Origin of the sequence: Nocardia noduli, from assembly GCF_019038455.1 — a bacterium.
Lineage (GTDB): Bacteria > Actinomycetota > Actinomycetes > Mycobacteriales > Mycobacteriaceae > Nocardia > Nocardia noduli.
The window spans coordinates 103739-116253 of the sequence record NZ_JAFMPL010000009.1 but is presented as its reverse complement, the minus strand read 5'-3'; the positions used below and the strand labels follow the sequence as shown (position 1 = coordinate 116253).

Genomic DNA, 12515 nt, shown 5'->3' with positions numbered 1-12515 from the left:
CCTCAGGCGGGTTGGAAGGCGAAGGTGATGACCTGGTTGCCTTCGGGGTCGGTACCGAGCGGGACGGCCGTCAGGGTGACCGGCATGCCGAATTCCAGTTTCTCCGGGTCGTTCTCGGTCAACCGGCCCTCGACCCGGATGACGTCACCGAGCTGAACCAGCCCGACCCCGAACGGGACGAAGGTCTTCGACGTCTCGTCACCGAGGTAGGGCGCGCCGGGAAGGAACCCCTGGGTCGTCCACGCCACCAATGTCCCGGTCGAGGGCAGCGTGATCTTCTCGACCGAGGCCCGACTGCATCGCGGGCACAGATCCTGGATCGGGAACACCGTCGCGCCGCAGTCCGCGCACGAGCCGCCGACCAGCCGGAAATCGTCGTCCGGCCAGGTGGATATCGCCGGGTCGATAATTCTCTGCATCTATCGCTCCTCACATTCGCGATGGCGTCTTCGCGTCGACACGGCTGCCACCGCGACGACCACGAGGCATACGGCAGAGCGGGCGACGGCTCCGACGTCACTGTCCGCCATCTTACGGAGAACACTACAGATAGCAATACAGTAGCGTCGACAATCGGTGTCGACCTCTTGACCGCGCCGCCGTCGTTGGCCACACTCGAAAAACCGGACAGTATTGCCCGGTTTTGGAGCTGTCCCCGCGACGGGACACTCCGGGCGGTTCGAAGAGAGAGGGGCCGCGATGACATCCGGCCTGCACGCGCGACGGACCGTACCTCGCCCTCGCGTCACACCGAAGAAGAAGCCACCGGACCGTCCCCGCCCGCCCGCCGAGACCTCCCGCCACGGCGATAACTCGCCCGAACGCGATATCGCCGTGCTGGAAGTCGACGGAGATATCGACCTCGCCACCGCTCCGGCGCTACTCGAACGCGGACTCGCACTGCTCGCGCGCGGGCATCGTCACCTGGTCCTGGACATGTCCGCGGTCGACTACGCCGACCCCTCCGGCATCAACGCCGTGCTCGACCTGCTCTACGGCGCGCACGATCGTCGCGGCACACTGAGGTTGATCCACGTGCCCGATCGACTGGAACGGCAACTCCGTCTGACCGGCCTGGCCGAACTCGTCGTCACCACATCCCGACCGGGGACGCCGACGGCCGACGACTCCGCGTCGCGGCCGCCGACCGAAGCTCACGCGGTGTCGGCACTCGATCCGAGACGGGGGAACGGCTCGGTGGAGAACACCACTTCGACCGCGACCTCGAAATAGGCGGCGATCCGTAGCGCCAGGTACAGACTGGGGCTGTACTCGCCGCGTTCGAGGTAGCCCACCGTCTGATAGTGGACTCCCAGCGCCTCGGCCAGTTCCCGTCGCGAGATGCCACGCTCGGCGCGCAACATCGCGAGACGGTTGTGGATGACCTCAGAAGGCACGCTGCATCGCTTTGTCACGCCGCGTGGCCATGCTCGATCCGGATTCGTGTCGCGCCATGCGTCCCAACACTATCGGCGCGAGCACCAGCCCTACCAGGGCCCACCCGCCCAGCACCCCGACCATTTCCGGATGCCGCCACGAACCGCCGATCTCGACGGAGACCGCCTCGGGCGGCAGCAGGACCGAGCGCATGCCGAGTCCGGTCCAGTAGATCGGGAACACCTGCGCCAGCCCCTGCAACCATCCGGGCAGGGCCGTCAGCGGATAGAAGATGCCCGAGATCGCGACCAGACCCATCAGCGGCATGGTCAGCAGGAATGTGGCGCGCGGCCCCTCGAGCACGCCGCCCAGGATCGCACCGGCGGGCAGGGTCGCCAGCAGACCGAGCAGCACGATGCCGGCGAAGCCCGCCCACGCCCCCGGACCGTCGAAAGCGGAACCGCCGATGATCACCGCGCCCACGGCCAGCACCACGACCACCTGCGCGCACACCGATCCCGCACTCGTCACGATCTTGCCGACGAAGTAGCTGATCATGCCCTTCGGGACGGTCTTGGCCCGCAGCAAGGTGCCGTCCTCGCGATCGAGTACCAGCACATTCGTGATGCCGAACAGGCCGTTGAACGCGACGATGCTGCCGATCAGCCCGGGCAGGGCGAGTTCGGCGATCGACATGCCGGTGTCGGCGTAGTCGCGGCCACGGATCAGGTACAGCACCGCGAGCGTGATGGCGGGAGTGAGGAATTGCCCGATCAGGTCGGGGGCGGCGGTGAACAGTTGCCGCAATTCGATTCGCCCGCGCGCCAGGCCGACGCGGAAGGCGGTCACGGTGGGATTCATCGCCCTACCTCCGCGAGAGTGCGGACGGCACCGTCGATCTCGCCCGATTCGTGGCGACGCACCAGGGTCATGTAGACCTCTTCCAGCGACGCCCGGCGCACCTCCAGTTCCCGGACCTCGGCACCGTGCTGGCCGAACAGTTCGTGCACGAATTTCGTCGACTCCGAGGTGGTGTGGACGAAATGCTGATCATCGAGGGTCCATCGCACTTCGGCTTCGCCCGCCACCGCGCGGGTCAACTCCGCCGCCGACCCTTCGGCGATGATGCGACCACCGGCCAGGATCAGGATCCGGTCGGCCAACTTCTCCGCCTCGTCGAGGTCGTGGGTCGTCATCAGCACCGTCGTCTCCTCCAGATCGGCCAGCCGATGCACCAGATCGTGGAAATCGCGGCGCGCGGCGGGGTCGAAACCCGCGGTGGGCTCGTCCATGAACAACAACTCCGGGCGGCCGAGCAGCCCGATCGCCACATCCAGCCTGCGGCGTTGCCCGCCGGACAGGGTGGCGATCCTGGCAGCGCCCTGGTCGGTGAGCCCGACGAGATCGATGAGTTCGTCACTGCCCCAGGGCGGGCGGACGCCCTCGCCGCGATAGGGGAGATACAGCGCGCCGAGGTGGCCGAGCAACTCGCGCACCCGCCACCTGGCGTGATCACGCCACGACTGCAACACCACCCCGATACGCGCACGCCAACGCTCGTCACCGTGCTCGGGATCGACCCCGAGCACGCTGACCCGCCCCGCCGAACGCTTACGGAACCCCTCCAGGATCTCGAGCGTGGTGGTCTTGCCCGCCCCGTTGGGACCGAGCATCACCAGCACCTCCCCCCGCTTCGCCCGGAACCCCACACCGTGCAGAACATCCGCGGTGTCGTATCGCATCCGCAGATCCTCGACATCGAGCACCACCCCGTCGGTCGACCTCATGAGCCCTCCCATCATCGACATACAATCATTCGTAGCATATGTACTACATTCCGTCCTGGCAAGACCCTCTGCGGTGGTCGGGTGGGGATTTGATTCGAAAACGGCGCCAGGTGAGCGTCACGGATATTCAGTGGAGTATTCGGAGCATTGGAATGCTCACGGTCGACTCATAGCGTTGTCGGTGCTGGATCGTCCTGAATCCGGCGCGCGAACAGATCCCCGCCGATATCGCCGAGCTCCGGGCGCTCGCGGAGGAGTACGAGAGGCCGACACCTACGGTCACCGTCGTCGCTCCCACCCTGCCCACCGACCTCACGGCCGCCGCCGGATTCCTGCACGATTACGCCGCGCTCGGCATCGAACGGGTGATCCTCGCCCCGACCGGCCCCGACTGGCAGCGCGATTACCACTTCGCCGCGAATCTCCGTGCCGCGCTCGACTGAACAGAGTGTGATATGTAGTCACCGACACCCGCTTGTTGCCGTCCGGTCTCGGAATGTTTTCCCACCCGAGTGGCGGGGCACACCACGGAAGCGAGCGAGCGTGTCGGACCGGCTCAGGCCTGGTGCGACACCTGGTCGTCATCCTTGACACACACCGAACACCGAGGTCGCGCCCATGCAATACATCCAAGGCCCTGAAGACAACCAGCCGTACGAGTCCGGGCAACGACCTACGCTCCCCAAGCGTGCGGCACAGGGCGTCCCGTCGGCCCCGACCACCCGGGGCGTGACGCGGATCGATGAGGTCTCCCGCGCGGCGGCCGCCATCGCGATGTGGGCGGACAACCCCGCCGTCGAGGAAAACCCCTCGACGGCGCCCACGAGACCTCCGACCGAGCTCGGATACACCGAAACCGACTACCCGTAGCGGGCACTCGACGGGGAACCAGCCGATCCGGCCGATTCGTCCACCCCGTTTGCCGCCGGACCCAGCGGGTAGGCGCGACAGAGGAGGTGACGGTCCATGGCACATCACATGCCCGGTGAATCGGACGATCGGCCCGGTCCCGTATCGGATTCCCTCGACGACACGGTGACGCGGTTCCCGCATCTGGTCGGCGCGGAGACGTTCGATCAGGAGCTCTCGAAGGACTCGGTGCGGGACCCGCTCGACGCCCTCGGCAAGCACGTGGAGGATTCCGCACGCAGGAACCGCGTGCCGATCGCCGCGCTCGCCGCAGGATCGGCGGCCGTGCTCACGTGGATCGTGCTGCGCCGGAAGCGGTGAGCACCGGCGTCACCGACAGCGAACCACGCGCCCGCACCTCGGGTGTGGGTCGCGACCGATCTCGGCGTGCAGGCGTCGCCGACGACCCGCACCGGTGATCGGCACCCCGCAGGCCCGGGGTGAGCACCTGGTAGATCGGCGGCCGCGTACGCGTCTCGCGTGACGATCGCGCGTTTCGTCCTCAGCCGTCGCGGCGCGCGCCGTCGGACGGGGTCACGGTGAACCGGGTGGGTATAGCCAGCCCCCTTGTCGCGAACGCCTTTTCGACGGCCTCCGAGATCGCGGGCACGGCATCGACCGGGGCGAGCGCGATCGCGGCGCCTCCGAATCCGCCCCCGGTCATCCGCGCCCCGATCGCCCCGGCCGACGTGGCGGCTTCCACCGCGACATCCAGTTCCCGCACCGAGATCTCGAAATCGTCGCGCATCGACACGTGCGAGGCGTCCAGGAGCGCGCCGATCGCGGCCGGGCCGTCGGCGCGCAGGGTACGCACGGTGTCGAGTACCCGCTGATTCTCCGTGACGACGTGGCGCACGCGCCGAAACGTCGTCTCGTCCAGCAGATCCCGCGCCCCGCTCAGGTCATCGATTCCGACATCACGCAACGCGGGCACCCCGAGCGCGGCGGCACCCGCCTCGCAGGCGGCCCGCCGGTCCCGGTAGCCGCCGGTCGCGTGCGCGTGCCGCACCCCGGTATCGATCACCAACACCACCAGGTCCGCTTCCGCGAAACCGAGGGGCACGACCTCGGCCACCAGGGAACGGCAGTCCAGGAAGACCGCGGCGTCGGCACTGCCGAGCAGCGAAGCGGACTGGTCCATGATGCCGGTCGGCGCGCCGACCACGTCGTTCTCCGCCCGCTGCCCCACCCGCGCCAGCGTCTCCCGGGAAAAGTCCAGACCCCACAGCTGCGCCAGGGCCAGCGCCACCGCGCTCTCGATCGCCGCCGACGAGGACAGGCCCGCGCCCACCGGCACGGTGGAATCGATGACGAGATCCACACCCGGCACCCCGGACAGATCGACGCCGAATTCGCCCAGCGCCCACGCGACCCCCAGCGGGTAGGCCGCCCAGTCGCGCAACCGCCCCTCCGCGTGCACGCGCGCCAGGTCCGTCAGCTCGACCTGCACCGGTTCCTCGGCGAAGGTACTCGCCACCCGAACCAGACCGTCGCCGCGCCGACCCGCCGCGACCACCGTGCGCCGATCGATCGCGAACGGCAGCACGAAACCCTCGTTGTAGTCGGTGTGCTCACCGATCAGGTTGACGCGGCCCGGAGCCGACCACACCCCGTCGGCGGCCCCGCCGGTGAGTGTGGCGAAGAGTTCGCGCACATCGCTCACGCCGAGACCACCGCCGCCACACTGTCCCCGGTCCACCCGGTGGGTACGCCGAACAACACGTGCACGCTCACGCCGCGACCACCGCCGCGACACCGCCTGCGTCGAACAACTCGCACGCTCACGCGGAAGCCACCGCCGCCCGGATACTCTCCGCCGCGACCTCGGGCGGGATATCGCCGACCCACGCGCCCATCGCCGCTTCCGAACCCGCCGGATACTTCAGTTTGTCCGCACCGCGCCTCGGCGAGGTCAGTTGCAGATGCAGACGCAGCGCGTCGCGCCCCGCCCGCACCGGCGCCTGATGCCAGGCCGCGATATAGGGGGTCGGTGTCTCGTAGAGCCCGTCCACCCCGCGCAAAAGACGAGGGAGCAGGATCGCGAGTTCGACGCGCTCCGCCTCGCTGGTTTCCGCGAAATCCGGGACGTGACGGTGCGGCAGCATATGCACCTCGATCGGCCAGCGGGCCGCGAACGGCACGAACGCGGTCCAGTGCTCCCCCTCGAGCACCACGCGCCCGCCGTCGCGCTCGAAGTCCAGAATGCGCGCGAACAGATCGGGGCCGAGCCGCGCGGCGGCGTCGAGCAGGCGCGCGGTGCGCGGGGTGACATAGGGGTAGGCGTAGATCTGGCCGTGCGGATGATGCAGCGTCACCCCGATCGCCTCACCGCGGTTCTCGAACGGGAACACCTGCTCGACGCCGGGCAGCGCGGACAACTCCTCGGTGCGGTCGGCCCACACCTCTATCACCGTGCGGGCACGGCTCGTACCGAGCGTGCCGAAGGAACCGCGCTGTTCGGGGCTGAAACACACCACCTCGCACCGTCCGACGGCCCTCCGCTCCCGGCCGAGGCCGAGCGCGGTCGTGTCGTCGAGCCCGGACGGGGCGGGCGGCTCCCCGGTGACCTGCGACGCCAGCGCCGGACCGAAGGACGGCGAGCGGTTCTCGAAGACCGCGACATCGTAGATATCGGGCACCTCCGACGGATTCTCCGGCGTCTGCGGCGCGAGCGGATCGCGATCCGAGGGCGGAAGGACGACCCGGTTCTGCCTGGCCGCGGCCATGGAGATCCACTCCCCGGTGAGCACGTCCTGACGCATCACCGCCGTACCGGGACGCGGGTCCAAGCGCCTGGCGTCGATCCGGCGCTGCGGGCCGAGCACGGTATCCGCGTCGTCGTAGTAGAAGAGGTCGCGGCCGTCCGCGAGCTTCGCCGCGCGCTTGACGATTCCGGAGGGCACCGCCCCACGATAACCACCGATGGGCACCGTAGGCTCGCGACGTGCTCGAATCGGTTCCCACCGCCACCGGTCGAACGGTCCTGCTCGAGGCGCACGGCGCCCGTGCCGAGATCGGAACGGTCGCCGCGGTGCTGCGCTCGCTGACCGTCGCCGGTGTCGCGGTGACCGAACCCGTGTCGGCGGACGCGCCACCGCCGCTGGGTTGTGGCATCGTCCTGGTGCCGTGGGCGAACCGGGTGCGCGACGCCCGCTGGACCCTGGACGGCGTCGAACAGCGACTCGACGTCACCGAACCGGCCCGCGCCAACGCGGTCCACGGTCTGCTGCGCAATACCGAGTACACGGTGCTCGACCGTTCCGAGGACGCCGTCACCCTGGGCGCGCTGATCCCGCCGCAACACGGGTGGCCGTTCCTCTTGGACACCCGGGTCCGATACGAACTGCGCCCCGACGGACTCACCGTGACCCACGGCGTGGTCAACCACGGTGATCGCCCCGCGCCGTGGTCCGTCGGCGCGCACCCGTACCTGCGCGTGGGCGATACCCCGATCGAGGATCTCGTGCTCACCGCGCACGCGGGCACCTGGTTCGAGGCCGACGACCGCAAGAACCCGGTCGGCGAGCATCCCGTGGACGGAACCGGCAACGATCTGCGCGCGGGCGTACGGGTCGGGGATCTCGATCTCGACACCGCCTTCGGCGACGTCGTCCCGCACGAGGGTGTCGCGGCCCGGCTCACCGCGCCCGACGGTGCCACCGTCGACCTGATCCAGGGCGACCGATGGGGTCACCTCCAGGTGTTCACCCCGCGCAACTTCCCGCGCCCCGACGGTATCGGCCTCGCCGTGGCGATCGAACCGATGTCCGCACCACCGGACGCACTCAACTCCGGTCACGGCCTGCACTGGCTGTCACCGGGCGAGTCGACCGAACGAACCTGGGGTATCCGCTACACACCCGCACGCTGATCCGCCCACTCACGACACGCCTGCACCACGCCCCGACCCTACGGCCTCCGCCCGGGCGGACAACCCGGCGATGTACTCACTCCCCCACCGATTCAGCTCGGTCACGAAGCCGCGCAGGCCCTCTCCCGTGGGTGTCAGCGAATATTCCACGCGGGGCGGCACTTCCGGATACACGCGGCGTGTCACGATGCCGTCCTGCTCGAGTTCACGGAGCTGCCGGGTGAGAACCCTCGGCGTGACCTCGCCGACACGGCGACGCAGTTCCCCGTAGCGCAGCGTGCCGTCGAGCAGATGTTTGACGATCGTCATCTTCCACGCGCCGCCGAGCACCGCGACACTCACCTCGATCGGACAGACCGACAGCGCGCGCTGCACCGGCCGTCGGATCTCGCCGTCTCCGGAACTCATACGACTCCTACTCGACTCCCCGACCTCCGATGGTATCCATTCTGTCCATATGGACAGAAAAGTGCATACTGACCATTCACGCCGTAGAACGCTATACCGGATATATGGACGTTGCGAAGGATGTGCGGGCACAACACCTGCCGCACAACGGATTCGACGAAAGCCATCCGACCGGCAACACCCCGTCCCGTTCTCGGCGCGCACCTCGATTCCATCCCGCGTGGACGATGGTGGCCGTCGCCGCCACCGCGCTGATCGCCGCCGGATCGTTCACCACCATCGCCGGACTGATCACCGCCCCGCTCGTGGAATCGAAGGGGTGGAGCCGGACGACGGTCGGCGCGGGCGTCGCCGTCGGCATGGTTCTGTACGGGCTCGTCGCGCCGTTCTCCGCGACCATGATGGACCGCTACGGTGTCCGCCGGGTCACCGCGTCCGCGCTCGCCCTGCTCGTGGCGAGCGCGATTCTGACGGTGACGGCGACGCCGTCCGCACCCTGGTTCATCCTGTGGTGGGGCGTGTCGGCCGGCCTCGGCACCGGTTCGCTCACCATGGTGTTCGGCGCGACGATCGCCGATCGGTGGTTCCATCGCAAGATCGGATTCGCGACAGGACTGCTGACCGCGGCGAGTGTCGTGGGCCAATTCGCGATACTTCCGCTGCTGTCGGTCACGCTGGCGCGCACCGATTGGCGCGGAGCGGTACTGGCCTGTGGTTTCTCAGCAGCCGTCGCGCTGATCTGCGTCCTCGCGTTCCTGCGTGAGGATCCGCACTCCGTCGGCGCCTCACGATACGGCGCCACCGAGGAGCGCGACGCCGATCGCCCACGGCCCGGCGCGACGGCCGATCCTTTCGCCCGCACCGTGACGGCTCTTCTCACCTGTCTGAAGGATCGGCGATTCTGGATCCTGGCACTGATGTTCGCGCTCTGCGGGGCCACGACGAACGGGCTCATGTGGAGCCACTTCACCCCGGCTGCGCACGACCACGGCATCACCGCCACCGTGGCGTCGAGCATGCTGGCGATCATCGGATTCGCGAATATTCTCGGCACGCTCACCGCGGGGCGGCTCACCGACAGCGTCGACCCCCGACGGCTGCTCGCGCTCTTCTTCCTCGGCCGTGCGGTCGCGCTCGCGCTGTTGCCGTTGTCGTTCACCACCGATCTGATCGCGTTCGCCGTCGTTTTCGGAATCCTCGATGTCGCCACGGTGCCGCCCACCCTGGCGCTGTGCCGCCACTACTTCGGTGACGCCGGCGCGCAGGCGTTCGGGTGGGTCAACGTCTTCCACCAGATCGGCGCGGGCGCGATGGCGCTCGGCGCGAGTGTCATCCGCGATGTCGACGGGTCCTACACGCCGGTCTGGATCGTCTCGGCCTGCGCCTGCCTGGTCGCGGCCTGCCTCGGCGCGACGACGTCCGCGGTCCGTCCGACCAGCGGGTAACCCGTTACCAGGGGCGCGGAGTGCGGGTGATCTCGCGCAGGACGTGCCGGAAACCCGTCGGCTGGTTATGGTCTGACGGGCGGTCGACCCGAGGGGTCGCGGCCGAGTATTCGGCGGTAGTGAGGGTGTGGATGAGGCAGATCTTGTTCGCGGCGTTGATCGCGCTCGCGGTGTCGATCACGTTGACGCCGTTGCTGATCCAGATATTCGCGCGCCGCGCGCTGGGGCAGGAGATCCGGGTCGAGGGCCCGCAGAGCCACCAGGGCAAACGCGGTACGCCGACGATGGGCGGTATCGCGATCGTCATCGGGATCTGGGTCGGATATCTGGGATCGCATCTCATCGAGATGGGCGGTGAATCGACCGGCCCCTCGGCGTCGGGATTATTGGTGCTGAGTTTGGCCACGGCACTGGGATTCGTCGGATTCCTCGACGATTTCATCAAATTGCGCAGGCAACGCAATCTGGGATTGACCGCGACCGGCAAATACGTCGGACAGATCTCCGCGGCCGTGATCTTCGGCGTTCTCGCACTGCGCTTTCCGGACGCGACCGGCGCGACACCGGCGAGCAGGCATCTGTCCGATGTCCGTGACATCGCGACGGTGCTGCTTCCGCCGTCGCTGTTCCTGATCCTGGTCTGTTTCCTCGTGGTCGCGTGGTCCAACGCTGTCAATATCACCGACGGGCTGGACGGGCTGGCGGCCGGTTCCATGGGAATGACCCTCGGCGCGTACATGATCATCACGTTCTGGCAGTACACCAACGCGTGCTCGCGCACCCCCGACGTCGGCTGCTACACCGTGCGCGACCCGCTCGACCTCGGTGTCGTCTGTGCCGCGGGCGCGGCCGCGTGCGCGGGTTTCCTGTGGTGGAATGCCGCGCCCGCGAAAATCTTCATGGGCGACACCGGATCGCTGGCGCTGGGCGGATTGCTCGCGGGCCTGTCGATCACCACCCGCACCGAACTGCTGACCACCCTGGTCGGCGCGTTGTTCGTCGCCGAGATCATGTCGGTGATGATCCAGATCGCGATGTACCGCACCACCGGCAATCGAGTGTTCAAGATGGCGCCGTTCCACCACCATTTCGAACTGAGCGGCTGGAAGGAATCCACGGTCATTATCCGCTTCTGGCTTCTCTCCGGAATTTCGGCGGCCCTCGGCCTCGGACTCTTCTACAACCAGTACCTGTCCGACGTCGGCTGATATCCGTTGATATCGGAGGTCCGTGCCCGTTTCGGTCGCCCCGTTCGGGGAAGGCCGTATGGATGAAGGAAGACTTGGAGCGTGAGAGCAAATGGGAGGTCGATCGCGACTTCGCCCTCCCCACGCTGGAGGAGCTCGTCCCGAAGGGCCGGGTCGAGAAGACGTCCGTCCAGCTGACGAGTACCTATTACGACACCGACGAGCTCGATCTGCTCGCCGACAATGTGACATTGCGGCGGCGCGAAGGCGACGACGAGTCGGGATGGCAACTCAAGATCCCGCATGCGCGCGGACGGGTCGAGTTGGGCGCGGCGGTCTCGGAGGATTTGCCGAGCGAACTCGGTGATGTCGTCCGTGGCGTGAGTCTGGGGAAGCCACTGCACGCGGTGACGACCATCTACACGCTGCGCGACCGTCATCGCGTGCTCGACGCGAGCGGTGAGCTGATCGCCGAAGTCGCCGACGACACGGTGGAGGCGACACCGTCCGACGGTTCGGCGGACACCTTCGCCTGGCGCGAGGTCGAGATCGAATTGGGGCCGCGGACCGAGCGGGTTCCGGCGGCGCTGGTCGACACGCTCGCGCGGGCGGGGGCCCGCGCCTCGGAGTATCCGTCGAAACTGTCGCGGGTGCTGCCCGGTCGTCCGGGCAGGCCGGGCGGCGAGTCGACCGCCGAACGCGCGATCGGCGACTATCTGACCACCCAGATCGACCTGATCATCGCGGGCGATATCGAATTGCGCCGGGGACGCGACCCGATCCACGACACCCGCGTGGCATGTCGGCGGCTGCGCAGTACCCTGCGCGTTTTCGGCGACCTGCTCGAAGACGCCGCGATCGGCGCGGTCGAGGACGAGGTGAAGTGGTACGCGGGCCTGCTCGGCGAGGTGCGCGACTGCCAGGTGCAGCGGCGTCGCCTCGGCGGCAAGGTCGCGGCACTGGAACCCGAACTGGTGCTCGGCCCGGTGGCGGCGCGGATCGAATCCGAACTGCTCGGCAGACAGGTCGTGCGGCGTGACGAACTCGCCGAGGCCATGGACTCGCGACGCTATCTGGACCTGCTCGCCACGCTGCACGCGTGGAAGTCGAATCCGCCGTTCGCCGACCGCGTCCGCGGACGCGATCTCGTGCGGCGAGCACACAGGGCCGCGCGCAAAGCCGACAAACGCCTGGCGAGCGCGATCGATGATCAGCGCGACGAATCACTGCATCGCGCGCGTAAGGCCGCAAAGCGGGCCCGCTACGCCGCCGAACTCCACGGCCCGGTCCGCCGGGCCGAACGCGCGAAGGCGAATGTCGCGTACTACAAGAAGGTGCAGCGGGTGCTCGGCGATCACAACGACGGCGTGGTCTCGGCCGAATTCCTCTGGCGCACCGCGACTGTCGCGAGCACGGCACAGGACGAGAACGGTTTCACCTTCGGTCTGCTGTACGCGAACGAGAAGCGCGAGGCGGACGCGGCCGAGCAGAAGATCACGAAGATCGCCGCCGAGCACGACCGGTAGTCGCC

The 12515-nt window shown here is 68.2% G+C and carries 14 protein-coding genes; 7 read left to right on the top strand and 7 right to left on the bottom strand.

Going from position 1 to position 12515, the window contains the following annotated elements; translation table 11 throughout:
• Positions 1-2: 2 nt before the first annotated feature.
• Entirely contained in the window at positions 3-419 is a 417-nt protein-coding gene (locus tag JZ792_RS08370) for a Zn-ribbon domain-containing OB-fold protein (protein ID WP_216908498.1), read from the bottom strand.
• Between the two features lie 280 nt (positions 420-699).
• Here JZ792_RS08370 and JZ792_RS08365 point away from each other — a divergent pair, with 280 nt between their 5' ends.
• Positions 700-1233 (top strand): STAS domain-containing protein, encoded by a 534-nt coding sequence (locus JZ792_RS08365; protein WP_216908496.1) that lies wholly within the window; start codon positions 700-702, stop codon positions 1231-1233.
• Here JZ792_RS08365 and JZ792_RS08360 read toward each other — a convergent pair.
• Genes JZ792_RS08360 through JZ792_RS08350 form a run of 3 tightly spaced genes read right to left on the bottom strand, consistent with a single transcriptional unit; the run spans position 1155 to position 3164 of the window.
• Positions 1155-1397 (bottom strand): helix-turn-helix transcriptional regulator, encoded by a 243-nt coding sequence (locus JZ792_RS08360; RefSeq protein ID WP_109527074.1) that lies wholly within the window; start codon positions 1395-1397, stop codon positions 1155-1157. The two genes, JZ792_RS08365 and JZ792_RS08360, sit on opposite strands and share 79 nt — an antisense overlap.
• Positions 1387-2238 (bottom strand): ABC transporter permease, encoded by an 852-nt coding sequence (locus JZ792_RS08355; protein WP_216908494.1) that lies wholly within the window; start codon positions 2236-2238, stop codon positions 1387-1389. The genes JZ792_RS08360 and JZ792_RS08355 overlap by 11 nt, the downstream gene beginning before the upstream one ends.
• On the bottom strand, positions 2235-3164 hold the full coding sequence (locus tag JZ792_RS08350; RefSeq protein WP_216908492.1) for an ABC transporter ATP-binding protein: 930 nt from the start codon (positions 3162-3164) through the stop codon (positions 2235-2237). The genes JZ792_RS08355 and JZ792_RS08350 overlap by 4 nt, the downstream gene beginning before the upstream one ends.
• A 618-nt stretch (positions 3165-3782) precedes the next feature.
• Here JZ792_RS08350 and JZ792_RS08345 point away from each other — a divergent pair.
• Both JZ792_RS08345 and JZ792_RS08340 read left to right on the top strand, forming a co-directional pair.
• Positions 3783-4034, top strand: a complete 252-nt coding sequence (locus JZ792_RS08345; RefSeq protein ID WP_216908490.1) for a hypothetical protein — start codon at positions 3783-3785, stop codon at positions 4032-4034.
• A 96-nt stretch (positions 4035-4130) separates the two neighbouring features.
• Positions 4131-4394: a hypothetical protein gene (locus JZ792_RS08340; RefSeq protein WP_216908488.1), complete on the top strand. Its 264-nt coding sequence runs from the start codon at positions 4131-4133 to the stop codon at positions 4392-4394.
• 181 nt (positions 4395-4575) lie between these two features.
• Here the strand turns inward: JZ792_RS08340 and galK are convergent, their stop codons facing one another.
• Positions 4576-5736 (bottom strand): galactokinase, encoded by a 1161-nt coding sequence (gene galK / locus JZ792_RS08335; protein WP_308165204.1) that lies wholly within the window; start codon positions 5734-5736, stop codon positions 4576-4578.
• A 118-nt stretch (positions 5737-5854) separates the two neighbouring features.
• Positions 5855-6976, bottom strand: coding sequence for a galactose-1-phosphate uridylyltransferase (galT, locus tag JZ792_RS08330; protein ID WP_308165203.1), 1122 nt, complete (start codon positions 6974-6976; stop codon positions 5855-5857).
• Between the two features lie 41 nt (positions 6977-7017).
• On the opposite strand from galT, the gene JZ792_RS08325 reads away from it, so the two are divergent.
• Positions 7018-7944 carry an aldose 1-epimerase family protein gene (locus tag JZ792_RS08325; protein ID WP_308165202.1) on the top strand — a complete coding sequence of 309 codons (927 nt, stop codon included), beginning with the start codon at positions 7018-7020 and terminating at the stop codon, positions 7942-7944.
• Between the two features lie 9 nt (positions 7945-7953).
• On the opposite strand, the gene JZ792_RS08320 is transcribed toward JZ792_RS08325, so the two are convergent.
• Positions 7954-8352, bottom strand: coding sequence for a winged helix-turn-helix transcriptional regulator (locus tag JZ792_RS08320; RefSeq protein ID WP_216908486.1), 399 nt, complete (start codon positions 8350-8352; stop codon positions 7954-7956).
• A 104-nt stretch (positions 8353-8456) separates the two neighbouring features.
• Here JZ792_RS08320 and JZ792_RS08315 point away from each other — a divergent pair, with 104 nt between their 5' ends.
• The 3 genes from JZ792_RS08315 to JZ792_RS08305 all read left to right on the top strand — a co-directional run bounded on the left by JZ792_RS08315 (position 8457) and on the right by JZ792_RS08305 (position 12510).
• Positions 8457-9797, top strand: coding sequence for an MFS transporter (locus JZ792_RS08315; protein ID WP_216908484.1), 1341 nt, complete (start codon positions 8457-8459; stop codon positions 9795-9797).
• Positions 9798-9928: 131 nt separating this feature from the next.
• Positions 9929-11005: a phospho-N-acetylmuramoyl-pentapeptide-transferase gene (mraY, locus tag JZ792_RS08310; RefSeq protein ID WP_216908482.1), complete on the top strand. Its 1077-nt coding sequence runs from the start codon at positions 9929-9931 to the stop codon at positions 11003-11005.
• 62 nt (positions 11006-11067) lie between these two features.
• A complete protein-coding gene (locus JZ792_RS08305; protein ID WP_216908480.1) occupies positions 11068-12510 on the top strand; it encodes a CYTH and CHAD domain-containing protein in 1443 nt (480 codons plus the stop codon).
• The last annotated feature ends 5 nt before the right edge of the window (positions 12511-12515 follow it).